This window comes from Oceanobacillus sp. CF4.6, from assembly GCF_051262635.1.
Taxonomy (GTDB): Bacteria; Bacillota; Bacilli; order Bacillales; family Amphibacillaceae; genus Oceanobacillus.
This window is the reverse complement of sequence record NZ_JBIMEX010000015.1, coordinates 41,589-65,545: the sequence shown is the minus strand read 5'-3', so window position 1 is coordinate 65,545 and position 23,957 is coordinate 41,589. Positions and strand designations below refer to the sequence as shown.

The 23,957-nt window shown below is 38.8% G+C and carries 27 protein-coding genes and 1 other RNA gene; 24 read left to right on the top strand and 4 right to left on the bottom strand.

Annotated elements, in window-relative coordinates; genetic code table 11:
• The first annotated feature begins 42 nt into the window (after nucleotides 1-42).
• The 3 genes from ACHABU_RS18250 to ACHABU_RS18240 all read left to right on the top strand — a co-directional run bounded on the left by ACHABU_RS18250 (nucleotide 43) and on the right by ACHABU_RS18240 (nucleotide 4,353).
• Entirely contained in the window at nucleotides 43-1,272 is a 1,230-nt protein-coding gene (locus ACHABU_RS18250) for a dicarboxylate/amino acid:cation symporter (RefSeq protein WP_435766393.1), read from the top strand.
• A gap of 750 nt (nucleotides 1,273-2,022) precedes the next feature.
• Nucleotides 2,023-3,738, top strand: coding sequence for an acetate--CoA ligase (gene acsA / locus ACHABU_RS18245; protein ID WP_435766392.1), 1,716 nt, complete (start codon nucleotides 2,023-2,025; stop codon nucleotides 3,736-3,738).
• Nucleotides 3,739-3,837: 99 nt separating this feature from the next.
• Nucleotides 3,838-4,353, top strand: coding sequence for a hypothetical protein (locus tag ACHABU_RS18240; protein WP_435766391.1), 516 nt, complete (start codon nucleotides 3,838-3,840; stop codon nucleotides 4,351-4,353).
• Between the two features lie 61 nt (nucleotides 4,354-4,414).
• Here the strand turns inward: ACHABU_RS18240 and hmpA are convergent, their stop codons facing one another.
• Nucleotides 4,415-5,644 carry an NO-inducible flavohemoprotein gene (gene hmpA, locus ACHABU_RS18235; protein ID WP_435766390.1) on the bottom strand — a complete coding sequence of 410 codons (1,230 nt, stop codon included), beginning with the start codon at nucleotides 5,642-5,644 and terminating at the stop codon, nucleotides 4,415-4,417.
• Between the two features lie 138 nt (nucleotides 5,645-5,782).
• Here hmpA and ACHABU_RS18230 point away from each other — a divergent pair, with 138 nt between their 5' ends.
• Nucleotides 5,783-6,223 (top strand): Rrf2 family transcriptional regulator, encoded by a 441-nt coding sequence (locus ACHABU_RS18230; protein WP_435766389.1) that lies wholly within the window; start codon nucleotides 5,783-5,785, stop codon nucleotides 6,221-6,223.
• 68 nt (nucleotides 6,224-6,291) lie between these two features.
• Complete coding sequence (locus ACHABU_RS18225; RefSeq protein ID WP_435766388.1) at nucleotides 6,292-6,807, top strand: type 1 glutamine amidotransferase domain-containing protein; 516 nt, start codon at nucleotides 6,292-6,294, stop codon at nucleotides 6,805-6,807.
• Nucleotides 6,808-6,846: 39 nt separating this feature from the next.
• Here ACHABU_RS18225 and ACHABU_RS18220 read toward each other — a convergent pair whose 3' ends face one another.
• A complete protein-coding gene (locus ACHABU_RS18220) occupies nucleotides 6,847-8,136 on the bottom strand; it encodes a LysM peptidoglycan-binding domain-containing protein (RefSeq protein WP_435766387.1) in 1,290 nt (429 codons plus the stop codon).
• Between the two features lie 63 nt (nucleotides 8,137-8,199).
• On the bottom strand, nucleotides 8,200-8,733 hold the full coding sequence (locus ACHABU_RS18215) for an isochorismatase family cysteine hydrolase (RefSeq protein WP_435766386.1): 534 nt from the start codon (nucleotides 8,731-8,733) through the stop codon (nucleotides 8,200-8,202).
• An 88-nt stretch (nucleotides 8,734-8,821) separates the two neighbouring features.
• Between ACHABU_RS18215 and tadA the strand changes: the two genes are divergently transcribed.
• From tadA to rsmI, 18 genes are all read left to right on the top strand, one after another.
• Entirely contained in the window at nucleotides 8,822-9,280 is a 459-nt protein-coding gene (gene tadA, locus ACHABU_RS18210) for a tRNA adenosine(34) deaminase TadA (protein WP_435766385.1), read from the top strand.
• A 54-nt stretch (nucleotides 9,281-9,334) separates the two neighbouring features.
• An RNA gene (gene ffs / locus ACHABU_RS18205) (signal recognition particle sRNA large type) lies at nucleotides 9,335-9,600 on the top strand.
• 171 nt (nucleotides 9,601-9,771) lie between these two features.
• Nucleotides 9,772-11,457, top strand: coding sequence for a DNA polymerase III subunit gamma/tau (gene dnaX / locus ACHABU_RS18200; RefSeq protein ID WP_435766384.1), 1,686 nt, complete (start codon nucleotides 9,772-9,774; stop codon nucleotides 11,455-11,457).
• A 137-nt stretch (nucleotides 11,458-11,594) separates the two neighbouring features.
• On the top strand, nucleotides 11,595-11,909 hold the full coding sequence (locus ACHABU_RS18195) for a YbaB/EbfC family nucleoid-associated protein (RefSeq protein ID WP_435766383.1): 315 nt from the start codon (nucleotides 11,595-11,597) through the stop codon (nucleotides 11,907-11,909).
• A gap of 105 nt (nucleotides 11,910-12,014) precedes the next feature.
• Nucleotides 12,015-12,611: a recombination mediator RecR gene (recR, locus tag ACHABU_RS18190; protein ID WP_435766382.1), complete on the top strand. Its 597-nt coding sequence runs from the start codon at nucleotides 12,015-12,017 to the stop codon at nucleotides 12,609-12,611.
• 40 nt (nucleotides 12,612-12,651) lie between these two features.
• Entirely contained in the window at nucleotides 12,652-12,864 is a 213-nt protein-coding gene (locus ACHABU_RS18185) for a YaaL family protein (protein WP_435766381.1), read from the top strand.
• Between the two features lie 131 nt (nucleotides 12,865-12,995).
• Nucleotides 12,996-13,259, top strand: a complete 264-nt coding sequence (locus ACHABU_RS18180; protein WP_435766380.1) for a pro-sigmaK processing inhibitor BofA family protein — start codon at nucleotides 12,996-12,998, stop codon at nucleotides 13,257-13,259.
• A 71-nt stretch (nucleotides 13,260-13,330) separates the two neighbouring features.
• Complete coding sequence (locus ACHABU_RS18175) at nucleotides 13,331-13,522, top strand: sigma factor G inhibitor Gin (protein WP_379496651.1); 192 nt, start codon at nucleotides 13,331-13,333, stop codon at nucleotides 13,520-13,522.
• 122 nt (nucleotides 13,523-13,644) lie between these two features.
• Nucleotides 13,645-15,057 carry an aminotransferase class I/II-fold pyridoxal phosphate-dependent enzyme gene (locus tag ACHABU_RS18170; RefSeq protein ID WP_435766379.1) on the top strand — a complete coding sequence of 471 codons (1,413 nt, stop codon included), beginning with the start codon at nucleotides 13,645-13,647 and terminating at the stop codon, nucleotides 15,055-15,057.
• 21 nt (nucleotides 15,058-15,078) lie between these two features.
• On the top strand, nucleotides 15,079-15,705 hold the full coding sequence (gene tmk, locus ACHABU_RS18165) for a dTMP kinase (protein ID WP_435766378.1): 627 nt from the start codon (nucleotides 15,079-15,081) through the stop codon (nucleotides 15,703-15,705).
• A gap of 14 nt (nucleotides 15,706-15,719) precedes the next feature.
• The gene (locus ACHABU_RS18160; protein ID WP_435766377.1) at nucleotides 15,720-16,049 is read left to right on the top strand and encodes a cyclic-di-AMP receptor; all 330 of its coding nucleotides are present in this window, start codon (nucleotides 15,720-15,722) and stop codon (nucleotides 16,047-16,049) included.
• A gap of 30 nt (nucleotides 16,050-16,079) precedes the next feature.
• A complete protein-coding gene (locus ACHABU_RS18155; protein WP_435766376.1) occupies nucleotides 16,080-16,511 on the top strand; it encodes a YaaR family protein in 432 nt (143 codons plus the stop codon).
• A gap of 63 nt (nucleotides 16,512-16,574) precedes the next feature.
• The gene (gene holB, locus ACHABU_RS18150; RefSeq protein ID WP_435766375.1) at nucleotides 16,575-17,564 is read left to right on the top strand and encodes a DNA polymerase III subunit delta'; all 990 of its coding nucleotides are present in this window, start codon (nucleotides 16,575-16,577) and stop codon (nucleotides 17,562-17,564) included.
• A gap of 4 nt (nucleotides 17,565-17,568) precedes the next feature.
• On the top strand, nucleotides 17,569-18,393 hold the full coding sequence (locus ACHABU_RS18145; RefSeq protein WP_435766374.1) for a PSP1 domain-containing protein: 825 nt from the start codon (nucleotides 17,569-17,571) through the stop codon (nucleotides 18,391-18,393).
• Between the two features lie 14 nt (nucleotides 18,394-18,407).
• Entirely contained in the window at nucleotides 18,408-18,755 is a 348-nt protein-coding gene (gene yabA / locus ACHABU_RS18140) for a DNA replication initiation control protein YabA (RefSeq protein WP_435766373.1), read from the top strand.
• Nucleotides 18,756-18,881: 126 nt separating this feature from the next.
• On the top strand, nucleotides 18,882-19,625 hold the full coding sequence (locus ACHABU_RS18135; RefSeq protein WP_435766372.1) for a tRNA1(Val) (adenine(37)-N6)-methyltransferase: 744 nt from the start codon (nucleotides 18,882-18,884) through the stop codon (nucleotides 19,623-19,625).
• Nucleotides 19,615-19,905 (top strand): GIY-YIG nuclease family protein, encoded by a 291-nt coding sequence (locus ACHABU_RS18130; protein ID WP_435766371.1) that lies wholly within the window; start codon nucleotides 19,615-19,617, stop codon nucleotides 19,903-19,905. The genes ACHABU_RS18135 and ACHABU_RS18130 overlap by 11 nt, the downstream gene beginning before the upstream one ends.
• On the top strand, nucleotides 19,883-20,758 hold the full coding sequence (gene rsmI, locus ACHABU_RS18125) for a 16S rRNA (cytidine(1402)-2'-O)-methyltransferase (RefSeq protein WP_435766370.1): 876 nt from the start codon (nucleotides 19,883-19,885) through the stop codon (nucleotides 20,756-20,758). The genes ACHABU_RS18130 and rsmI overlap by 23 nt, the downstream gene beginning before the upstream one ends.
• A gap of 519 nt (nucleotides 20,759-21,277) precedes the next feature.
• Here rsmI and ACHABU_RS18120 read toward each other — a convergent pair.
• Entirely contained in the window at nucleotides 21,278-21,553 is a 276-nt protein-coding gene (locus ACHABU_RS18120; protein ID WP_435766369.1) for an AbrB/MazE/SpoVT family DNA-binding domain-containing protein, read from the bottom strand.
• Between the two features lie 320 nt (nucleotides 21,554-21,873).
• On the opposite strand from ACHABU_RS18120, the gene metG reads away from it, so the two are divergent.
• Nucleotides 21,874-23,901 carry a methionine--tRNA ligase gene (metG, locus tag ACHABU_RS18115; RefSeq protein ID WP_435766368.1) on the top strand — a complete coding sequence of 676 codons (2,028 nt, stop codon included), beginning with the start codon at nucleotides 21,874-21,876 and terminating at the stop codon, nucleotides 23,899-23,901.
• Nucleotides 23,902-23,957: the final 56 nt, after the last annotated feature.

Genomic DNA, 23,957 nt, shown 5'->3' with positions numbered 1-23,957 from the left:
CTATATCTTATTAGTTAAATCTACTCAGAGGGGAAAAACTACATGAGTCTAACAAAAAAAATTATGATTGCCCTCATCCTAGGTGCCATTGCTGGTATTGGTCTAACCTTTGTCTCTGACAATATATATACAGCACTAGATACCTATTTACTTGGCCCTGTTGGTCAGATATTTATTAATTTAATTATGATGCTCGTTGTACCACTTGTATTCGTCTCGATTACATTGGGGACTGCAGGTTTAGGGGAACCAGCAAAATTAGGGAAAATCGGTCTATATACAGTTAGCTTTTTTCTGATTTCAACTGCTTTTGCTATCTGCATCGGATTCGGTGTAGGTTATTTGCTGGAACCTGGTAAGGAAGGCGTATTTAATAAAGAAGATGCCGCATATGAAGCACAAGAAGCACCTCCAATTACGGATACGTTAATTAGTATTATTCCAGAAAATCCAATTGCTTCATTGGCTTCCGGAGATATGCTACAAATTATTGCTTTTGCAATTTTCATTGGAATAGCATTAGCTTTCTTAGGAGAAAAAACTGTTGGAATTTATCGCTTGTTTGAACAAGCGAATGAGATTCTCAATTGGTTAGTTAATGTTGTTATGAAAACTGCCCCTTATGGAGCTTTTGCGCTTATTGCTTCTGCTATTGGTAATGCAGGATTGGATGCGCTTGGTTCTATGGCTATGTATATGGTTGCAGTTATACTTGGGTTGATTGTACATGGCGCGTTTACTTACAGTATGGCTATTTGGGTGCTTGGAAAAGCGAATCCACTCAAATTTTATAAAGCCTTCTTTCCCGCTATGTCAGTTGGATTTAGTACATCAAGCTCCAATGCAACGTTACCTGTTTCTATGAAGGTCGCTCAGGAAAATTTAGGTGTAAAAAAGGAAATTAGTAGTTTTGTACAGCCGCTTGGTGCCACTATCAATATGGATGGAACAGCTATTATGCAGGCTGTGGCAACCATATTCATTTCTCAGGTATATGCTATACCTTTAGAGTTTACCGATCTGCTAATGGTTGTTTTAACAGCAACAATGGCAAGTATAGGTACTGCTGGAGTTCCAGGAGTTGGTATGATTATGCTTGCCATGGTACTGGGCCAAGTAGGATTGCCTGTGGAAGGCATTGCGCTAGTTATCGGTGTGGACCGTCTGCTGGATATGTTACGGACTTCCTTAAACATTACTGGTGACGCTACAGCGGCTTATGTTATTTCAGAGAATGAAAAACGTAAAGAATTAAAAGTAAAACAATCATAAATCAGGAAAAACCATCTGCTTCAATAGTAGGTGGTTTTTTATATGGGAAATAAAATGCTGCTAAATACCCTATTAGCAAGACTGATAATGAAGGCTTAGGATATTTTTGTAATATTTCTCGCTTTTGAGATAACGCAGAGTTGAGATAAAATGCGACATAAGATTAGTAGCTTCAGTGGCCGCTCTGGGAAATACACTGCGCTTTTCGCGGGCGGCTGGTGAGCCAACTTGCGCTAAGGCGCTGCGCTGTCTCACCGATGCTTCTGCTCCCGCAGAAGTCTCCGTGTATTTCCAGAGCTGGTATAGTGTCCAATAAACAGTTAATAATCACTTTATTGAGTAGTTATGAATTCGCTCTATTAAGGCAGTTGATTGGAGCGGAGGACAGTTGACTCCTGCGGGAACAGCACGTGTCCGAAGACCCCGCAGAGTGGTTTTCTCGAGGAGGCTGAGGCCGTGCCTGCGGAAAGCAACTGTCCGCAGCGGAAATCAACCAGCAGTTACTTCGTAGTTTATAGATTTTATGAAATAACACTAATTCTTTCGGTGGGACAAGTATCAATAAGCTCCGTCTTTTCGAATACAGCCAAGGTTTAAAAGAGTGTATTTAAAAAATTTACCAGTTTATCGAGCGAAACACTTTTAAATTGTCACAGAATGTTCTAAAATAAAAACAGTTACCGAATGTTTTAATAATTTAATGTAATCGAAAATGTAATCGTTTGCAAATATTGATAAGAGGTGAATAAAATGGATATGCAAGTAGTACCGGCCCGCAAAGGAAATTATAATCTGCAAGACTATGAAAAGTTACGTGAAAGTTTTTCATGGGAAGATGTTAAAAAGAATTTCACTTGGAATTCAACAGGTAATGTAAATATGGCATATGAAGCTGTTGACCGACATGCAATAGATCCAGCTAAAAAAGACAAAGTAGCTTTATTGTATTCTTCTCCTGAAAGGGAAGAAAGCATGACATTTGAACAACTAAGTCAAGAAAGCAATAAGTTTGCCAATGTACTTAAGAAATATGAAGTAAGCAAGGGAGATCGTGTATTTCTCTTTATGCCGAGAAGTCCAGAATTTTATGCTGCATTTTTTGGTATTCTAAAAGTTGGCGCTATTGCTGGTCCATTATTCGAAGCATTTATGGAACAGGCGGTGAGAGATCGCCTTCAAGATAGTGAAGCAAAAATACTTATTACGACACCTGATTTACTTTATCGTGTGCCACTGAACGAACTGCCGAAGTTGGAAAAAGTAGTTCTTGTGGGGGACAATAATGAGGACGCAAATAAGTTCATTGATTATAACAAGGAAATGAAAGAGGCATCTACTGATTTTTCAATTGAATGGGTAGATTTGGAAGATGGGATGCTATTGCATTACACTTCTGGTTCTACTGGGAAGCCAAAAGGGATTTTACATGTACACAATGCGATGATTCAGCATTATGCAACTGCTGAGTGGGTATTGGATTTAAAAGAAAACGATGTCTATTGGTGTACTGCAGACCCGGGTTGGGTCACAGGAACAAGCTATGGAATCTTTGCTCCATGGTTACACGGTGTTACAAATGTCATCCGTGGAGGCAGGTTTACACCAGATGATTGGTATACTACCTTGGAAAAAAACAAAGTTTCCGTATGGTACACTGCCCCAACGGCATTGCGAATGCTAGTAAGTTATGGAGAAGAAGCTGTTAAGAAATACGATTTAGATACACTTAGACATATTTTAAGTGTTGGTGAGCCACTTAATCCGGAGGTCATTACATGGGGGTTAAAAGCTTTTGATCTGAGAGTCCATGATACATGGTGGATGACAGAAACTGGTGCACAGCTTATAGTCAACCTCCCATCGTTAGAAATCCGCCCTGGGTCCATGGGGAAACCTATACCAGGTGTAGAAGCATCGATTGTGGATAATGAAGGAAATGAAATTCCACCAAATCAAATGGGAAATTTGGCAATTAAAGAAGGATGGCCTTCGATGATGCGGCAAGTATGGAATAACCAAGGTAAATTTGAAAGTTATTTTATTAATGGCTGGTATGTATCCGGTGATAGTGCATACCAGGATGAAGATGGCTACTTCTGGTTCCAAGGTCGATTGGATGATGTTATTAACACTTCCGGTGAACGTGTTGGGCCGTTTGAAGTAGAGAGTAAGTTACTTGAGCATCCAGCTGTTGCGGAAGCGGGTGTTATTGGTAAGCCTGATCCAGAGCGTGGAGAGATTATTAAGGCTTTTATTACTTTAAATGATGGCTATGATGATACCAAGGAGCTCTTGGAAGATATCCGTCAATTTGTTAAAACGGGATTGAGTGCGCATGCAGCACCACGTGAAATTGAAGTGAAAGATAGCATTCCAAAAACAAGAAGCGGTAAAATAATGCGCCGTCTCTTGAAGTCATGGGAACTAGGACTTCCTACGGGGGATACCTCTACATTAGAAGATTAATTATAGTAACTTTGGTTTTTGCCTTTCAAGTGGCAGGAGCCAAAGTTTTTTTATTTTTGTTATAATTAGTAGAAATACGAATCTGAGGAGAATTCCAGTATGAAAGAATCAAACGATTCTATCCCTAATTATCCGGGTACATCTATTCGAATGATTCCTGGAGATGTTCTTTATTCGCATAAGACAGCCTTGTCTTCTCTGGTCGTTGGACACTCCGGGATTGTTGGTGAGGACTTTCGTATTTACCACGTAAACAAGTGGGGGAAAAAAGGACATGCTGATCGTATGCCTATTTACTTGAGCAGACATAAGGCAGGGGAAAAATTAACCGTATTACGAGCAGTTCATCCGAACCATGCCATAAATGCAGCAAAGTGGGCCAAGCAAAATATTGAAAGTGTAGAATCATACTATTACACAAGAGACCTCAATGATCTCACAAAGAATTATTGCTCTAAATTTGTTTGGCAGGCCTTCTATTTTGGAAGTGAAGGGAAGGTCGATCTTACCGGTCATAGGTTACATCTTGCCTCGAAATATTATATTATGCCTGCGCAAATTTACCACAACCTGGAGAAAATCGGCGTCTTTGATTATGATTTCCGTGTTAAATAAGAAAACATAGAATAAAACAAAAAGGAGTTTCCTCTGAGGTAAATCTCCTTTTTGTTTTATCTTATTGTGTAATATCTTCAGAAGGTCCAAAGATTTCAAAGTGGATGTCATCATCAGCAACATTTAATTGTTTCAAATGTTGGTAAGCTGCACGCATAAAACCTTTCGGGCCACAGAAGTAAAATGCTGCGTCGATTGTAGGGAGAATCGATGATAACCACTCCTGATCGATGTGTCCCTCTCTATCATACTGATCCCCTTCAACAGGGTTATCGTATACGGTAAAACGAGTAATATTATTATTTATTGCGGCTATTTGATCCACGCGATCTTTCATAGCATGGAATTTTCCTGAGCGAGTTGCATGGATATAGATTACCTCGCGTTCAGGATGGTCCTTCACTACGGTTTCAAGCATGCTCATCAGTGGTGTTAAACCAACACCACCACTTATTAAAACTAATGGTCTCTCATCGTTTTGAGCTAGATAGAAGTCACCAGATGGGGCACTGATTGGTAAAATACTACCTTCATGCATATGGTGGTGTAAAAAACTGGAGACAATTCCTTTTGGATGATCTAGGTTAGTATCTTCGCGTTTAACACTAATGCGATAATAATCTTCACCTGGAGCACAGGATAGACTGTATTGACGTAAATGATCGTATGTTTCACCGGGGATTTCAGCTTTTACGGTAATATATTGTCCGGCTTTGTAAGTAGGAAAGGCTTTTCCATCTGCGGGTTCCAAGTAAAAGGAAGTAATGACATCACTTTCTTCTACTTTCTTAACAATCTTGAAGTCGCGGAAATCGATCCAACCACCAATATTTTTTTCTGTTTCATCATACTTTTCTTTTTCTACAGAGATGAAGACATCGGCGATTACTCCATATGCTTTCGCCCACGCATTCATGATATCATCTGTTGCTGCATCTCCTAAAACATCTTTTATCCCCATTAAAAGGTATTTCCCAACGATTGGATAATGTTCAGGTTTAATATTTAAACTTCTATGTTTTTCTGAAATTTGTTTCACTACTGGTAAAATTGCTTCGAGATTTTCAATGTGTACAGCAGCTGCATACACTGTATTTGCCAATGCTTTTGGCTGATCTCCTTTTCGCTGATTGACTTGATTAAATATATTTTTCAATTCCGGATGGTCTTTAAACATGAGCTGATAAAATCTTGTGGTTATCGCGGTTCCATGTTCTTTTAAAACTGGTACAGTAGCTTTAATTGTATCCATTGTTTTCTGATCTAAGCCGATTGCTGTTTCTGTTGCCACGTTAAGCACTCCCTGTCTTAGTTTAAACATGTATTTCAAATACATCTTTAATTGTATACTATTTATTAAAGCGGTATCAATAGTGAAAACTGCCTTTTGTGTTACAATATTGTGAAGAAGTTATCGAGGTGATTTACATTGCAATTAAAAAAATATACCGATTATGCACTGCGCATTTTAATATATACAGGGACGAAATCGAATACGGAGCTTTCCAGTATTAAAGAAATATCCGAAGTATTTAATATTTCACAACATCATTTGGGGAAAATCGTTTTTGAGTTAAATAAAATGCAATTATTGGAAACAGTGAGGGGAAGAAACGGTGGAATTCGTCTTGCCAAACCAGCAGAGGAAATCAATGTTGGCTTGCTTGTCCGCAGCTTGGAAAGTGATTTTAATTTATTGGAGTGCTTTGATAAAGAGACAGATCATTGTGTTATATCGCCGGCATGTACATTAAAACATACGTTGAATAGAGCGTTACATGCGTTTTTTAAAGTGCTAGAAGATTATACAATTAAGGATTTAATCGTCAATGAACAAGAGCTAAGGAGTTTAATGGGAATGGACAGGTAATGTTTTGTTTTTAATTTAAGGGGGTAGACTCATTATGAATCAACTCAGGGAAAAGGAGCGGATTACAAATGGGTAAAAAAATAGCAACTCTCCTTACAAATATGTTTGAGGACGTTGAGTATACAAGTCCAGCAAAAGAATTTAAAGAAGCGGGTCATGATGTTGTGACGATTGAAAAGGAAAAGGGTAATGAAGTAACTGGTAAAAACAATGAAGCTACAATAACAATTGATTATGGAATTGATGATGTGAATCCAAGTGATTTTGATGCACTCTTTATACCTGGTGGGTTTTCTCCGGATCAGTTAAGAGGAGATGATCGTTTCGTGAAGTTTGCAAAACACTTTATGGATGAGAAAAAACCAGTATTTGCAATTTGCCATGGCCCACAACTATTAATTACAGCAAAAGCATTGGAAGGCCGTGATGCTACAGGATTTAAATCGATTCAAGTAGATATGGAGTATGCAGGTGCAAAAGTTGTAGATAAAGAAGTGGTCGTATGTCAAAACCAATTGGTAACGAGCAGGCAGCCAGATGACATACCAGCATTCAATCGTGAATCGTTAAACTTGTTAAAATAACAAAGAAAAAGGGACCTTCTCATTAAAGGTCCCTTTTTGTTACTCCATTTTTGTAATCATAAATTGGTCATTTAGTAGTAGCCAGTTTTGTGGAAAGGCTAAACCAAGCTTCCAATAAGCAATACCTAATAAATTAAATTCACGTATTAAATCGAATTTGGCCTGAATGGACCTAGCATCTTCAAACCAAACTTCATGTTGGAGTCCTTCCGTGTCTGTGTAGGTGAAAAATGGTGCTTGTGCTGTCGTATCATACTGAATGGCCACATTGTTTTCGCGTGCAATCGCAATTGCCTGTTGTGGACTTACTGCACGTGCTGCTGGTCCACCTTCAACAAACGGAAGTGTCCAGTCATATCCATATAAATTTTGACCCATTAATATTTTTTCTGGAGGTATTTCGGTTATAGCGTATTCAATTACTCTTCTTACTTCATTGATTGGGGAGACGGCCAGCGGAGGACCAAAGCTGTAGCCCCATTCATACGTCATGAGAACAACAAAATCGACTATTTCCCCATGCGCAGCATAATCATGTGCTTCATACCATTGCCCCGCTTGTGTTGCGCTTGTCTTGGGAGCTAACGCTGTGGACAATAATAAACCTGCCTGGGATAGTCTTTCTTTTGCGCTAAGAAGAAAAGTATTATATGCTTCTCGATCCTCTGAAGGCAAAAATTCAAAGTCAAAATGAACATCGACAAATCCGCCTGCAGTGGCAGTATTTACAATATTATCCAATAGTGTATTCTGAACAGCTTGAACGGTAAGTATGATATTTCCAAGTTCATCACTGAAGGCGCCTTCTTCCAAATTTGATACGACCATTGTGAGTGCAGCATCATTTTCTTCTGCTATCTGCCTAAGATTGCCTAATGGTGGGGGAGTCAATGTTCCATCGCGGTTGACTCGATAGCTGAACAATGCAAGATAGGTTAAATAAGGTGAATTTTTCCTGGTGGCATTTTCAAGGGTTTCAGAAACGGTCTCCCCAAAAGGCTCTAGATATGCGTAGGAAGTAATGGGTCCTTTTTCCAAAGCTGGAATATAAATCCTTAACCCCACAGAAAGCGTTGATTCAATAGGTATATTATTAATTTGGGCCAATTCTTGATACTGTAGACCAAATCGATTTGCGATCAAATATAAACTATCACCTGGTTGAACAAAATAAAATTGGCCGATAATTGGGATGACAATCGCCTGCCCGAGGACAAGATTATCAGGTGCTTCCAATTCATTGGCATCCGTTATAGCGGCAGCAGTTGTATTGTATGTATTTGCGATCGAGAATAACGTATCTCCCTGACTAACAATATGAATTTGCAAAAAAACTTCCCCCTCTATTTAGTTCTCTATCCAAATTTATGAAGGGAAAGTATAAGATATGACTTAAATGGGTGTAATATCTGCATCCATGACAGAACGCATCAAATATAACGCATAATCATTATTTTGCTCCTGCTCTGATGCCATGCAGTTTTTTGGAATACGTAATTGATATTTATACATATAGGCATCTTGTGCTGAAAATAGAATACATATATCTCCCGCGATACCTGCCATAATTAAATAGTTTCGTTCCAATTCGATAAGCAATGATTGGAGTGGTGTCTGGAAAAACGTAGAATGTTGTGGTTTAATCAGAAAGTAGTCTTTGTCATCGGGTGCTAAAGCTTCAATAATTTCACTACTTTTACCATTTGTGCATTTATTGATGATTTTGCGGAAGTCTGCTTGCCATAAGTCGTAATGATCATTAACATAAATGATAGGAAGATCATTTTCCTTGGCATATTTTCTTAACTTGATGAGATTGGGTAAGATGGCTTTTGTATGCAGGTATAAATCTTCTCCGCCATCAAAGTCAAAATCGTTTATAATATCTACAAAGATTACGGCAGTATTTGAAAATGATTGATCCATATTTAATGCTCCTTCACTAAACGTTTAATTAGCTTATTTATTACCCTATTACAGGTGATTCAAACTACTATAGAAGTGTTGTGATTAGATGAATGATGAAATATTTATGCGAGCAGCCATAGAAGAGGCAAAGAGAGCATGGATTCTGGATGAGGTACCGATTGGTGCAGTCATTGTACATGAAGATGAAATTGTTGCCAGAGGCTTCAATCTGCGTGAATCTTTACAAACCACACTATCCCATGCAGAATTGATTGCCATCCAGCAAGCCAATACGAAAACAGGTAGTTGGAGACTGGAGGATTGTACACTTTATGTGACACTCGAACCATGCCCAATGTGTGCTGGAGCTATCGTTCAATCGCGTATGAAACGAGTTGTATATGGTGCTCCTGATCCAAAGGCGGGTTGTGCGGGAACACTGATGAACTTATTGGATGAACCGAGGTTTAATCATCAGGTTGAAGTAACAAAGGGTATTTTAAAAGATGAGTGTGCATCTTTATTAAAAGAGTTCTTTCGGGAACTCAGGAATAGGAAGAAATAGAGTACCTGTATTTTCCATTGCAATTTTCGACTAATGTAGTTATAATAATAAATACCGTGCTAAGCGGGGAGGTAGCGGTGCCCTGTACTCGCAATCCGCTATAGCGAGGCTGAATTCCCACTCAAGGTGCGACGTTTTTATGGTCTGCCTTAAGGGAGTGGTGTTGACGCCCGGGTCCTGCGCAACAGGAACCCATGAACCCTGTCAGATCCGGAAGGAAGCAGCAGTAAGTGGACATTCTTGTGTGCCGCAGGGAAGCCTAGGCCGAGCCATGAACTTAAGTAACGCATAGGGACGTCGCATCGACAGTGGGTGCACGGCTACATAAAATCAAAACCTTGTCAGTTCGTTGATAAGGTTTTTTTTGTATCTTTACCCGTTATATCTCGCTGCGTTTTGGTTTATTAAAAATATATTTATTCTTCCACGGTTCACATTAACCCCTCAAATCGGGTATAATTAGAAATAGATCATAGAGGGGAATCTGTATTATGAGCTATCAGGCATTATACCGCGTTTGGCGTCCAATAACATTTGAAGATGTTGTAGGACAAACACATATTACTAGAACACTGCAAAATGCAATTGAACAGGAAAAATTTTCGCATGCTTATTTATTTTCCGGTCCAAGAGGAACAGGGAAAACGAGTGCTGCAAAAATATTTGCTAAAACCATTAATTGTGAGCATGCACCAGTGAAAGAACCATGTAATGAATGTTCGGCATGTCGGGGCATTCAGGATGGGTCCATTTCAGATGTTATTGAAATCGATGCTGCCTCCAATACAAGTGTTGACGATATCCGCGAAATCCGTGACAAAGTAAAATATGCTTCAAGCTCCGTACCTTATAAAGTTTATATTATTGATGAGGTACATATGATTTCCATTAACGCATTTAATGCTTTATTGAAGACATTGGAGGAGCCGCCAAAGCATGTCGTATTCATTTTGGCAACTACGGAACCACATAAAATTCCATTAACAATTATTTCCAGATGTCAGCGTTTTGACTTTAAACCAATTTCCAACCAAGCGATTGTTGGCCGTATGCGAGCCATTATGGATGCAGAAAATGTAACAGTATCACCTGAGGCCCTTGAGACAATAGCGTTGGCTGCTGAAGGTGGAATGCGTGACGCATTAAGCATTCTTGATCAGGCCATTTCATACAGTGAGGACACTGTTGGACTTGATGATGTACTTGCTGTTACAGGTGGGGTATCTCAAGCTATTCTGACAGAAATTGTTAAAGCAATGCATGAAAAAGATGTGGAACATGCACTAAAGCGATTGGACGATTTAATCCAACGTGGAAAAGATCCGGGAAGATTTGTATATGATCTAATTTATTTCATGCGTGATTTACTGCTGTTTAAGAGTGCGCCAGCGTTGGAGGGGCTACTTGAACGAGCAAGAGCAGATGAGAGTTTCCTTGCTTTAGCAGAATCCGTAACAACCGGGTGGATTCAAGATGCGATTATGCAACTGAACCAGTGTCAACAGGAAATTAAATGGACAAACAGCCCGAAGGTTTTTATTGAAATTGCGGTATTGACGATTACCAATCGATATCATGCCCAAGAAGCAACTTCAAGTTCTATGGATGCTGAATTAGTTACAAGGCTTAGTAACAAAATGGCTCAACTGGAAAAGGAAATTTCAATGCTAAAAGAACATCCAGTAACAGTAGCTCAGACTCCAGCTGCCAAGGAGAAAAAAAGACAGCCTGCGAGATCCTCTAAAAATGGATATAAGATACCGTTTGAACGCATTCGTGATGTGCTTGGTCAGGCAGAAAAACCTGCGCTTAAACAGGTACAATCACAGTGGGCAAACTTTCTGAGTAAGCTAAAGACAACAAACGCACCTGCACATGCCACCATTCAGGATAGTAAACCTGCAGCTGCTTCTGTGGATACACTGATTGTTGCCTTTAAATATGAAATCCACTGTTCCTTGTTTTTAGACAACAGAGAAACAGTTGAATCCGTACTTGCAAGTGTAATGGATAAACAGTTAACCATTATTCCCATTCCGGATAAGGATTGGTCAGAGTTGCGTACAGAATATATTAGTAAACAGGAGAAGCCAAAAGACGAACAATCCCAAGCAGATCCGGTTGTGGAAGAAGCCAAAAAACTTTTTGGCGAAGAACTATTGGAAATCCATGATTAACATAGAAAGATGGAAGCGACTGTAATAGAATAAGCTGTAGTCGCTAGCATGCGAAACGGAACAAAGAAAAGTAAGACGGACTAACCCAGTGACGAAAAATCTGTAAAACACAAAATATTTACAAGGAGGTATTTTCCATGAAGGGAAATATGAATAATATGATGAAACAAATGCAAAAGATGCAAAAGAAAATGATGCAGGCACAGGATGAGTTACACGAAGAATCATTCGAAGCTTCTGCAGGTGGTGGAATGGTTACAGTTATCGCAAATGGGAAAAAGGAAATTACGGATGTGCAAATTAAAGAAGAAGTAGTTGACCCGGATGATATTGATATGCTTCAGGATCTTATTATCGCAGCAACAAATGATGTATTGAAACAAATTGATGATAAGACAAATGAAACTATGGGACAATACACAAAAGGATTAAATATGCCTGGCATGTTTTAATCTATGAAAAAAAGTGGATTATTGTAATTTTTTCTATCCACATACGCGCAGAAGTCCGAATAACTGGGTGTCTGCGCTTTTTTGATTTTCTAGGAGGCAAATTTGATGTATTATCCAGAACCGATATCGAAGTTAATTGACAGTTTTACAAAATTGCCTGGGATAGGGCCAAAAACCGCTGTTCGCTTGGCATTTTTTGTCTTGAATATGAAAGACGATGATGTGCTTAACTTTGCAAATGCGCTAGTAAATGCAAAAAGAGAACTTTCGCATTGCACGATTTGCGGTCATATTACGGATCAGGATCCCTGTGCAATCTGTCAGGATACCTCTCGTGATAATTCCATCATTTGTGTTGTCCAAGACCCGAAAGATGTAATCGCAATGGAAAAAATGAAAGAATTTCACGGGAAATACCATGTTCTTCACGGAGCAATCTCACCTATGGATGGGATTGGGCCAGAAGATATTAATGTCCCGGATTTGATTAATCGATTGAAGGATGAAGAAGTGAAGGAAATTATCATGGCAACTAACCCTAATATCGAAGGGGAAGCAACAGCAATGTATATTTCGCGTCTCGTAAAACCATCAGGAATTCGAACAACACGAATTGCCCACGGTTTGCCAGTTGGTGGAGATTTAGAATATGCGGATGAAGTGACATTATCGAAAGCGTTAGAGGGAAGAAGAGACGTATAGTGTTTTTGAACATCCTCTTATTAGGAGTTAGGTGAAGAACATGGGTAGAAAAGTTAATAAAAGAGATGTGGATAGTGATCTGTTGGATGCGATCTTTCGAATGGAGCATGAATGGAAGCAGCTCCAATCAATTGTGCGAAAAAGTATCGAACCAACACAGAGTGGTGTCCAGCAGGAGGCGCTTGCTCGGGCGAAATACCTATTTCTCCTGCGTGAAGCAAGACAACGGAAAATGAACGCAATGCGAGTTTAATATAATAAGATAGTTTTCAAAAGACAAGGATGATAGATTCCTTGTCTTTTATTTTTTCTAATATCGGTTCTATTATGCAACTTGTTTACATATTTTACTAAAAAGAGGTCCATGGAGAGGATTGATTCCAATTGAGTTCTTCAATAGTTATTACTTTAATTGTAGGTTTGATTATTATTTTGCTTTTTGTTGGTGCACCGGTAAAGCCGATGAAATTTATTGGACAGGCAACAGTTAAACTTGGTATTGGGATATTATTTTTATTCTTCTTTAACGTTTTTGGAGGCATGCTTGGCCTTCACATACCTATTAATCTTTTTACCGCAGTTGTTTCTGGTTTTCTAGGTCTGTTTGGCCTAGCTTCCCTTGCTGCAATTCACTTATTTATATTCTAATGTTTTTCAAAGTTTCCTTGTATACTTTCCGTTAGATTAGGAGATACTAATTTTAAAACGGAGGTGGGGAAATGAAACAGTCAGATTCATTTGAACACTGTGGCATTTGTGAGGAAGAGAAAGCAAAGGGGATTCATCTATACACAACGTTCATTTGTACAGAATGCGAATATAATATGATTCATACCGAACCAAGAGAAGAGAAGTATAATTATTACTTGCAAAAGTTAAAAAATATCAATCAACCGAAATTATATTCATAGGTTAATAAAAAGTGGTTGTTACGAACTGATTGAATTATCATGTATGTGGAAGTCTTTGCTTGCAAAGGCTTTTTTTGTTGAATTAGTATAGAAAGAGTACGCAAACTAAGGAGAGAATAGTAATGAAGAAAGTAGACCATAAAAGAATGCCGCTTTTTCAAATACTGAAGCAATTTTCGGCAGAACAACCACTATCCTTTCATGTGCCAGGCCATAAAAATGGAACATTATTTCCGGATGGACCGTATAAATACTTCGAACAAATTTTGAAAATAGATATGACAGAACTTCCTGGTCTTGATGATCTTCATGCCCCCACGGAAGCTATTGCTGAAGCAGAATATTATGCCTCTGACTTCTTTCAATCGGATCACACCTTTTTTCTTGTTGGAGGGAGCACTGCTGGAAATTTGGCAATGATTCTAGCTTCGTGCAGTCCGGGAGATAAAGTTATTGTGCAACGCAATAGTCATAAATCAATAATGAATGGCTTGGAATTAAGCGGTGCTAAGCCTGTTTTCATTGCACCGGAGTATGATGAGACGGTTGGTCGCTACACCAATCCAAGCATAGCTGTATTGGATGAGGCGTTAAGGCAACATTCTGATGCGAAAGCGTTGTTGTTAACTTATCCGGATTATTTTGGAAAAACCTATCCAATTAAAGAGATGATTGAAAAGGCGCATGCGTATCATATACCTGTTCTTGTGGATGAAGCACATGGGGTTCATTTTTCTTTGGGCAGTCCATTTCCTGAATCTGCATTGGATTTAGGTGCTGATGTTGTCGTTCAGTCTGCACATAAAATGGCTCCAGCCATGACAATGGCTTCCTTTCTACATATTAAATCAAAATTCATAAGGAAAGAACGTATCGCGCATTTCTTGCAAATGATTCAATCTAGTAGTCCTTCATACCCACTCATGGCTTCTTTGGATATTGCGCGATCCTTTTTAGCAATTTTAACCACTGATGAGATAAAAGCCATTATGGAGAGCGTTTCAAATGTGAGGAAGATTTTGCAAGGTACTACTTATGGCAATTTGCTCCCTGCGGATGATCCATTAAAAATAACGTTTCACGTGAAACATGGCTTTTCCGTTAAGGAAGTGGCCAAGTTATTTGAAGCTGAAAATATCTATCCAGAGTTAGTAACACATAACCAAATTTTATTCATTCATGGACTTGCACCTTTTAAACAAGGAGAGGCCTTGAAAAAAACAGTAAAAAGCGTAGAGGAACGATTAAAAAATCATACGAATCATGCTACAATAGAGATAGCAAAGCTCTTTTCCCAACCAATTCAGGAATTGGCTTTGTCGTATGAGGTAATGAGCGCACAATCATATACACGGGTACCTTTTATAGAAGGCATCGGACATATAGCAGCTGAGGCGGTTATTCCATATCCGCCGGGGATTCCCTTCATAGTTAAAGGTGAAAAAATCACAGCAGCACATATTGAAACAATTGAACAACTTCGTCAGCAGGGAATTCGAATTCAACAGCGCGAAGAAGGCATCAGGATTTATTGATATGATGAAGGAGACACATACATGAGTGGTTATTTTATAACATTTGAAGGTGGCGAGGGTGCAGGGAAAACATCTATTCTCCATGCAATTTATACAAAGCTAAAAGGAGAAGGATACGATGTACTGACTACACGCGAACCTGGTGGTATTGAAATTGCTGAGCAAATTCGCAAAATTATTCTCGATCCTGTCAATATAGAAATGGAAGAGCGAACAGAGGCACTTTTATATGCCGCAGCACGGAGACAACATCTAGTGGAAAAGGTGTCACCGGCGCTTGAACAAGGAAAAGTAATTCTTTGTGATCGCTTTATTGACAGCAGTCTTGCTTATCAAGGGCATGCACGAGGGTTGGGGATTGATGAAGTATTTGCTATTAATCAATTTGCCATCAAGGATTGTATGCCGGACCTGACCTTGTTTTTTGATATTGATCCAAAAAAGGGGTTAGACCGTATCGCGGCGAATAAAGATAGAGAGAGAAATCGTCTGGATCTTGAGAATATAAAATTTCATGAATTGGTTCATGAAGGATATGAGGTTCTTACAGGCAGATTTCCCGAACGTATTCAAACGATTAATGCAGACCAATCCATGGAGGCTGTTGAGCAGGACGCATTCGATTGTATTATCTCTCATCTAAAATAAAGGGGGCTTTTGACATGAAATTAATCATGGCTGTTGTTCAAGATAAGGATTCGAATCGACTTGTTAATGCTTTGGGAGAAGGAGACTTCAAAACAACCAAACTAGCTACTACCGGTGGATTTCTAAAAGAGGGAAATACAACCCTTATGATAGGATGTAATGATGACGAAGTAGACCTTGCACTAAAAACCATCGAAGATAACTGTTCCCATCGTGAACAAATGGTGGCTCCAATTTCACCAATGGGTGGCAATGCAGATTCGTATATCCCAAAACCGGTCAAAGTTGAAGTTGGTGGAGCAACCGTATTTATTCTGCCAATTGAATCATTTTTTCAGTTTTAATCATACACGTTTGAGAAGGGGGCTGAACCGATGAAAATCACAAATGAGATGCAAGCCAAGACAGAACCGAAATATACAAGGCAGGCATTTAATGGGAATCAAACTTTTAATAAAATGGTTCAGTCCCAGACACAAAGTTTAAAGCAGCAGGAAGTACAGCAGCTTATTCAAAATATCACTGCTCAAGGTAACAAACTTGTGCGTTTCCGATCATTTCGAGAGTTGGCAAAATTTAAGCGAATGGTAAAGGGATTTTTGCAGGAAACAGTTAATAATGGCTACAGCATGCAGAAATCACACAGTTTTGGTTTAAATGGTAACCGTAAATTGGCTATTATCAAACAAGTAGATGAAAAATTAATTGAACTCACAGAAGTAATTATGAATCAGGAAAAGAAGACGGTAGATATCTTGGGGCTTATTGGAGAAATCAAGGGATTACTGATTAATATATATACGTAGTTTTTTAAAACGCTGACAGTTTTAGTAGTGTGAATGAAAGTTAAACTCTGAGGGCGGGTACTTATGAAAACATGGTCTGAGGTTGCCGACGTGCAACCACTAGCAAGCAGGATTATAATAAACAGTATAAAAAAAGGCCGGGTTTCTCATGCGTATTTGCTTCACGGTGAACGTGGGACAGGAAAAGAAGCAATTGCGTTATTAATTGCGAAGGGGTTATTCTGCACGGATAAATTTGGTGTAGAGCCATGTAATGAATGTAATAACTGCAAACGGATTGCTTCCGGTAATCACCCAGATGTTCATTGGATTGAACCGGAAGGACAATCAATTAAAATAGAGCAAGTGAGAAATCTTCAAAAAGAGTTTTCCTATTCAGGTGTGGAATCGAATCAGAAGGTTTATATTATTAAAGATGCAGACACACTAACTGTTAATGCCGCAAACCGAATTCTTAAATTCTTGGAAGAACCAAGTAAACAGACAACAGCTATTATGTTGACAGAGAACAGTCAGTCCATTATTCCGACAATACGTTCACGTTGTCAGATTGTTGACCTGCAACCATTGAATACAGTTTCTTTTCAAAATCATTTGATGGAAAATGGGATGGCTAAGAATGATGCAGTGTTAATGAGTGCGCTGACCAATAATCTCGATGAAGCATTTAAATGGAATGAAGATGAGTGGTTTGCAGAAGCAAGAAAATTAATGGTACAATTAATAGAAATGTTTACGATAAAGCCGGAAGACGTTTATCTTTTTGTTCACAATCACTGGGTTCCTCATTTTAAGGATCGGAAGGAGCAGGAGCAGGGATTGGATTTATTGCTTTTGGCTTTTAAAGATATCCTTTATTACCATATAGGAAATGAAGGTGCATATGCTTTTTTCACCCCAGAGGATGCATTAGTTGAAAAGGCTGCAATGTCCTTTTCTCAGGAACATTTGGTGAATATTTTGAATCTCGTCCTGAAGGCAAAAAGGAAATTGAAGCAAAATGTTCAACCCACACTTGTGATTGAACAACTGGCACTTCAAATACAGAGGTGAAATAATGATAGAAGTTATTGGAGTTCGCTTTAAAAAAGCGGGTAAAATATATTATTTTGATCCAGGCATTGAAAATGTCTCCATGGATAGTTATGTTATTGTAGAGACGGTACGCGGGATTGAATTTGGAAAAGTTGTTATTACGAATAAGCACGTGGATCAAGAAGATGTTGTTCTTCCTTTGAAAAAGGTAATTCGCGTTGCTGATGAGAAAGATAAATTGACCGTTGTGGAGAATCAGGAACAGGCTGAAAAGGCTTTTCACGTATGTTCAGATAAAATTGTGCAGCATAAGCTGGATATGAATCTGGTAGAAGTAGAGTACACGTTTGACCGCAATAAAATTATTTTCTATTTTACGGCAGATGGCAGGGTTGATTTCCGAAACCTGGTAAAAGATTTAGCGTCTATGTTTAAAACAAGAATTGAACTGCGTCAAATTGGTGTTCGTGATGAAGCGAAAATGCTAGGTGGTATCGGCCCTTGTGGCAGGATGCTCTGCTGCTCAACATTTTTAGGTGACTTTGAACCAGTTTCCATTAAAATGGCAAAGGATCAAAATCTTTCCTTGAATCCGGCGAAAATATCTGGATTATGCGGCAGACTGATGTGCTGCCTGAAGTATGAGAACGATGACTATGAAACAGCGAAGCGTGATTTGCCGGATATTGGGAAAGCTATTAAAACCCCATATGGAAAAGGAAAAGTAGTTGGTTTGAACATACTCGAACGACTTGTCCAAATCGAAATTCCGGAAAAGGAAAGCGTTGTTGAATATACGTTAGATGAATTAATAGAACAAGGAATTTTAGCGCAAGCCACAGAATGATGAGGTGAGTGGGCGTGGGGAACAGAGAAATTTTTGATCAGGTTTCCGATATGGAAAAGCAAATTGGCGAGTTGTATGAGCAACTTGGTGATCTAAAAGGAAGATTAAGTGATCTTCTTGAAGAGAATCACCGGCTAGCCGTAGAAAACCACAATTTACGTAACCATCTAGATCACACCGAAGCAGTTAAAGATAATACTGCCAAAAAGGGATCTAAAAAGGGAAGTCATCCGGGTGAAGGATACGATAATCTCGCCAGGTTATATGAAGAAGGCTTTCATATTTGTAATTTGGAATTTGGGAGTCCAAGGAGAAATGAGGATTGTATTTTCTGTCTTGATTTCTTTGATAAAACAAAATAAAATGGCTTTCTGCAGTACTTGTAGAAAGTATTTCATCGCTGCCTCCTATTAGAGGCAGCTTTCTTTTCAATTACGTAAAAATCCTTAAGTTATTGATAATAAAGTGGATGATGTAAGGAGTTAATGATGGTACAGTTATTTGATGATGAACGAATTGATTATTTATTAGCTAATGAAAGCATGCAGATTATTCAGAGCCCCACTGCTTTTGCTTTTTCACTCGATGCTGTTTTACTTGCTCATTTTGCCTATGTACCGGTAAAAGGTGGAACGATTTTAGATTTATGTACGGGAAATGGTGTTATCCCTCTACTTCTATCCATTCGAACAAATGCTAAGATCACCGGAGTAGAGATTCAGGAGAGAATCTTTCAAATGGCTGAAAGAAATGTAAAATTAAATGGTTTAAATGATCAAATGCAAATGATTCACGGTGACTTGAAAGAAATGCAGCCTGTACTGGGTCAGAGTAGTTTTGATGTGGTAACCTGTAATCCACCGTATTTTAAAAACTCATCAAGCACAGAGCATAACCATAATGAATACCTGACAATTGCCAGACATGAGGTGTATTGTACATTGGAAGATGTTGTAAAGGCATGTAAATTACATGTGAGACCTGGAGGAAAGGTTGCAATGGTACACCGACCTGGAAGACTTGTTGATATCATAGAACTTTTCAGAAAATATAAGCTTGAACCGAAGCGGATGCAACTAGTCTATCCTAAAAAAGGGAAGGAAGCGAATATGCTACTGGTGGAAGGTATTCGGGACGGAAAGGCAGATTTGAAAATATTGCCTCCTTTGTATGTATATGAAGAAGACAGAACCTATACGAAGGAAGCAAGGGAAATTATCTATGGCAGGTGAACATGTCGTGTATATCCTTCGTTGCAAGGATGATAGCCTTTATACAGGATATACGAATAACTTGGAACACCGTTTAAAAATGCATGAAAGTGGTAAAGGTGCAAAATATACAAGAGGTAGAGGACCATTCGTAGTAGTTTTTGTCGAAAGATTTAAAACGAAAGAAGAAGCCATGCAAAAGGAATATCAGATAAAACAACTTTCCCGAAAGGATAAAAAGCTGCTCATAGGGGAATTGTCGAAGGAAGGTATATCAATTGAAAATACAAAAGAGCTTTGATGATGAAACACAAGGTGCACTGTATGTTGTTCCCACCCCGATAGGAAATCTTGAAGATATTACATATCGAGCATTGAATATTCTGCGCTCTGCTGACTTAATCGCTGCAGAAGATACAAGAAACACGAAAAAGTTGCTGAACCACTTTGATATTTCCATTCCTTTAATCAGCTATCATGAACATAATAAATTGGCCCGCGGGGAACAATTACTTGAACGGATTGAAAAGGGTGAATTGATTGCTCTTGTCAGTGATGCGGGAATGCCGGCTATATCTGACCCTGGTTTTGAAATCGTTCAGGGAGCAATTGAAATGAATCAAAAAGTAGTTGTCTTACCTGGGGCAAACGCAGCATTATGTGGGCTCGTTGGATCAGGCCTACCTTCAGGTGAATTTTATTTCTACGGTTTTTTGCCACGAAAAAAGAAAGCGAAAATGGAAGAATTGGATCGTTTGAAACGATTAAAGGCAACTCTTTTATTTTACGAATCGCCGTATCGGATAAAAGATACCCTAAAGGCTATTCAGGAACAGTTTGGAATACGGCGAATTGCTATTGCTCGTGAACTGACAAAACGATTTGAAGAATTTGTACGCGGAACTACGGAAGAGCTAATCACATGGGCTGAGGAAAATGAGATGAGAGGCGAATTTGTAATTGTGGTAGAAGGTGGAAGTGAATCGTCTGAGGACCTAGTTGAATCTGCTTGGTGGGACGATTTAACTATTCTTGAGCATGTAGACTATTATATAGAAGAAAAAGCTTTATCGAGCAAAGATGCAATAAAACAGACAGCTGTTGATAGAAGTATGCCCAAACGTGATGTATATCAGAACTACCATATTAACTAGAGTCTGTTATATAAAGGACTGCTCTTACTTGTCCTAACGATAAGATTTGCTGTTATTCACACAAAATGTATAAACTCCGAATTAACTGCTGGTTTTCTATCAGTATGCAGCAACTTCGGCGACCGCTCTGGGAAATACACTGCGCTTTTCGCGGGCGGCTGGTGAGCCTCTTCATGCTGACGCACTGTGGGGTCTCACCGATGCCTTTCCTCCCGCTGGAGTCCACGTGTATTTCCCAGAGCTGGTTAAAAGGTTGCTGACAATTACTATACTTGCGGGGCTAAAATAACATCATACAGCTTCACCAGTCCGGCTGAGGCCGTGCCCTAAGGATGCGCATCCGCCCAGAGCGATCCCGGACGGCGGGAAAAGCAGTTACGTCGCATTCTATCTCAACTCTGCAAGTCTTTAAAAGCAACCAAGAATAGCCTAAATAAAAGAGAGTTGACGTGCTCGGGTGCAGGCGTCAGCTCTCTTTGTAACTTTGCTATTTATTTGGCGAGTAAGATTTGTTTGTGATTATTTTAATCGTGTTTGAATCTCATCCATCAGTGCCTGTGCACCTTCTGGACTGAGGATTAGCTTGCCATTTGCTAAAGACAGGTTTTCCTCTGAAACTTCACCAGTTATTTGGCATGTCATATTGGGTTTATATTTCTTCAAGATGATTTTATCGTTATCCACATAAATTTCCATTGTATCTTTTTCATGGATATCCAGTGTACGACGAAGTTCAATTGGTATGACAACACGGCCCAGCTCATCGACCTTACGTACAATTCCAGTAGACTTCATTGTTTCCTCCCAAGGTTAGTAAAACAAGGATCGATGTTTTACTGTAAATTTTCGCTTTGTTAAAAAAATCGTCATGGTTCGACATCTTTATAAAAAATAGAATACCAATTTTAGATTAATGTGTCAACAAAATTTTACCATTAGTTGGAAAATTTTATTTACTTCATTCGTTTTTTAATTATATAAATAAGAAGAATGGGTTATACATGCAATAGAGGAGCAATTTATATGTCGTTATTACACAGTGTTTGGCAAATTACGTTATAATGGCTACAATAGTTTTATAATCATATGATGGTATAGATTAAGGAGGTACGTGTATGTCAAAAAATGAGAAAACTTTTTATATAACTACACCAATTTATTATCCAAGCGGTAAGTTACATATTGGTAATGCTTATTCAACAATAGCTTGCGATGTAATGGCTCGTTACAAGAGAATGCAGGGTTTTGATGTATTCTATCTAACAGGTAGTGATGAACATGGCCAAAAAATTGAAAACAAAGCGATCGAGTTAAATACAACGCCACAGGAATATGTGGATGGTATGGCAGAAGGAATGCAGAATTTATGGAAATTACTCGAAATAAGTAATGATAAATTCATTCGTACCACCGAAGAAGCCCATAAAAAGGCAGTAGCGGCTATTTTTGAACGATTCTTAGAGCAGGGTGACATTTACTTAGATGAATATGAGGGTTGGTATTCCGTACCCGATGAAACATTCTATACAGAAACACAACTCGTTGATGTGGAACGTGATGCAGACGGAAAAGTCATTGGAGGAAAGTCACCTGATAGTGGCCACCCGGTTGAATTGATTAAAGAGGAATCGTATTTCTTTAAAATGAGTAAATATGCAGATCGTTTGCTGGAATATTATAATGCCCATCCAGAGTTCATTCAACCTGAATCCCGTAAAAATGAAATGATTAATAATTTCATTAAACCAGGTTTAGAGGACCTCGCTGTTTCACGTACAACTTTCTCATGGGGAATTAAAGTACCAAGTAATCCAAAGCACGTTGTATATGTTTGGATTGATGCATTAGCTAACTATATTACTGCACTTGGTTACGGTTCAGATGATAAGAAGTTATATGACAAATTCTGGCCAGCAGATGTGCATATGGTAGGTAAAGAAATTGTACGTTTCCATACAATCTATTGGCCAATTATGTTAATGGCATTGGATTTACCATTACCGAAGAAAATCTTTGGTCATGGTTGGTTGTTAATGAAAGATGGTAAAATGTCAAAATCAAAAGGAAATGTTGTTTATCCTGAGATGTTGGTAGAACGCTATGGTTTAGACGCATTACGTTATTACTTAATGCGTGAAGTTGCTTTTGGAAGTGATGGCGTGTTTACACCAGAAGATTTTGTTTCACGTGTGAATTATGATTTGGCCAATGATTTAGGGAACCTGCTAAATCGTACGGTAGCAATGATTAACAAATATATTGGTGGCGATGTCCCTGCATACAATGGGAATGTAACAGCATATGACGAAGAATTGAAGTCAACTTCTGAAAGAGTAATTGACGTATATCAGGAAGAAATGGAAAACATGCAATTTAGCAGTGCACTTAACAATGTTTGGACATTAATTTCACGTGCTAATAAGTATATTGATGAAACGGAACCATGGAAACTTGCAAAAGAAGAAGGAAAAAATGCTGAATTAAGGAGCGTCATGGTGCATTTAGCTGAGAGTTTACGTGTGTCGGCTATTATGCTTCAGCCATTCTTGACACATGCGCCAAAGGAAATCTTTGCTCAACTAGGTGTTGATGGTGATGAGGCAGGAGATTGGGCAACCGTGAATTTCGGTGGATTCCCGGAAAATACAAAAGTGGTTAAAAAAGGAACACCAATTTTTCCTCGTCTGGACGTGGAGGAAGAAGTAGCATATATTCGTGAGCAAATGGCTGGTGGTACACCTAAGACGATAGAAGAAAATGAAGAAGCAATCGATTGGAATCCGACGGAAACAGAATTAATTTCGGTCAAAGAGAAACAAATTAAATATGATGATTTTGATAAAGTTGAATTAAAGGTAGCGGAGGTCATTGCCTGCGATAAAGTCGAAGGTGCAGATAAACTACTGAAATTCCGCCTGGATGCAGGAGACAAAGCACACCGTCAAATCCTGTCGGGTATTGCCGAGTGGTACACAAATCCAGAAGAATTAATCGGTAAAAAAGTAGTTATTGTGGCGAATTTGAAACCACGTAAGATGCGTGGCGAAATTAGTCAAGGCATGATACTTTCTGCCGAAAAAGATGGTAAGTTACAAGTGATTGAAGCACCATCTGAAGCACAAAATGGATCTGAAATTGCCTAACTAAAAGATGCCCTGCTAAAATTTTAGCAGGGTGTTTTCAATAGAAATATAAGAGT

What these genes read in the sequence shown, in the direction of transcription:
- ACHABU_RS18250 (WP_435766393.1), top strand. Translation starts at nt 43, where the DNA reads ATGAGTCTAACAAAAAAAATTATGATTGCCCTCATCCTAGGTGCCATT.
- acsA (WP_435766392.1), top strand. Translation starts at nt 2,023, where the DNA reads ATGGATATGCAAGTAGTACCGGCCCGCAAAGGAAATTATAATCTGCAA.
- ACHABU_RS18240 (WP_435766391.1), top strand. Translation starts at nt 3,838, where the DNA reads ATGAAAGAATCAAACGATTCTATCCCTAATTATCCGGGTACATCTATT.
- ACHABU_RS18225 (WP_435766388.1), top strand. Translation starts at nt 6,292, where the DNA reads ATGGGTAAAAAAATAGCAACTCTCCTTACAAATATGTTTGAGGACGTT.
- ACHABU_RS18215 (WP_435766386.1), bottom strand. Translation starts at nt 8,733, where the DNA reads ATGGATCAATCATTTTCAAATACTGCCGTAATCTTTGTAGATATTATA.
- tadA (WP_435766385.1), top strand. Translation starts at nt 8,822, where the DNA reads ATGAATGATGAAATATTTATGCGAGCAGCCATAGAAGAGGCAAAGAGA.
- dnaX (WP_435766384.1), top strand. Translation starts at nt 9,772, where the DNA reads ATGAGCTATCAGGCATTATACCGCGTTTGGCGTCCAATAACATTTGAA.
- ACHABU_RS18195 (WP_435766383.1), top strand. Translation starts at nt 11,595, where the DNA reads ATGAAGGGAAATATGAATAATATGATGAAACAAATGCAAAAGATGCAA.
- recR (WP_435766382.1), top strand. Translation starts at nt 12,015, where the DNA reads ATGTATTATCCAGAACCGATATCGAAGTTAATTGACAGTTTTACAAAA.
- ACHABU_RS18185 (WP_435766381.1), top strand. Translation starts at nt 12,652, where the DNA reads ATGGGTAGAAAAGTTAATAAAAGAGATGTGGATAGTGATCTGTTGGAT.
- ACHABU_RS18175 (WP_379496651.1), top strand. Translation starts at nt 13,331, where the DNA reads ATGAAACAGTCAGATTCATTTGAACACTGTGGCATTTGTGAGGAAGAG.
- ACHABU_RS18170 (WP_435766379.1), top strand. Translation starts at nt 13,645, where the DNA reads ATGAAGAAAGTAGACCATAAAAGAATGCCGCTTTTTCAAATACTGAAG.
- tmk (WP_435766378.1), top strand. Translation starts at nt 15,079, where the DNA reads ATGAGTGGTTATTTTATAACATTTGAAGGTGGCGAGGGTGCAGGGAAA.
- ACHABU_RS18160 (WP_435766377.1), top strand. Translation starts at nt 15,720, where the DNA reads ATGAAATTAATCATGGCTGTTGTTCAAGATAAGGATTCGAATCGACTT.
- ACHABU_RS18155 (WP_435766376.1), top strand. Translation starts at nt 16,080, where the DNA reads ATGAAAATCACAAATGAGATGCAAGCCAAGACAGAACCGAAATATACA.
- holB (WP_435766375.1), top strand. Translation starts at nt 16,575, where the DNA reads ATGAAAACATGGTCTGAGGTTGCCGACGTGCAACCACTAGCAAGCAGG.
- ACHABU_RS18145 (WP_435766374.1), top strand. Translation starts at nt 17,569, where the DNA reads ATGATAGAAGTTATTGGAGTTCGCTTTAAAAAAGCGGGTAAAATATAT.
- ACHABU_RS18135 (WP_435766372.1), top strand. Translation starts at nt 18,882, where the DNA reads ATGGTACAGTTATTTGATGATGAACGAATTGATTATTTATTAGCTAAT.
- ACHABU_RS18130 (WP_435766371.1), top strand. Translation starts at nt 19,615, where the DNA reads ATGGCAGGTGAACATGTCGTGTATATCCTTCGTTGCAAGGATGATAGC.
- ACHABU_RS18120 (WP_435766369.1), bottom strand. Translation starts at nt 21,553, where the DNA reads ATGAAGTCTACTGGAATTGTACGTAAGGTCGATGAGCTGGGCCGTGTT.
- metG (WP_435766368.1), top strand. Translation starts at nt 21,874, where the DNA reads ATGTCAAAAAATGAGAAAACTTTTTATATAACTACACCAATTTATTAT.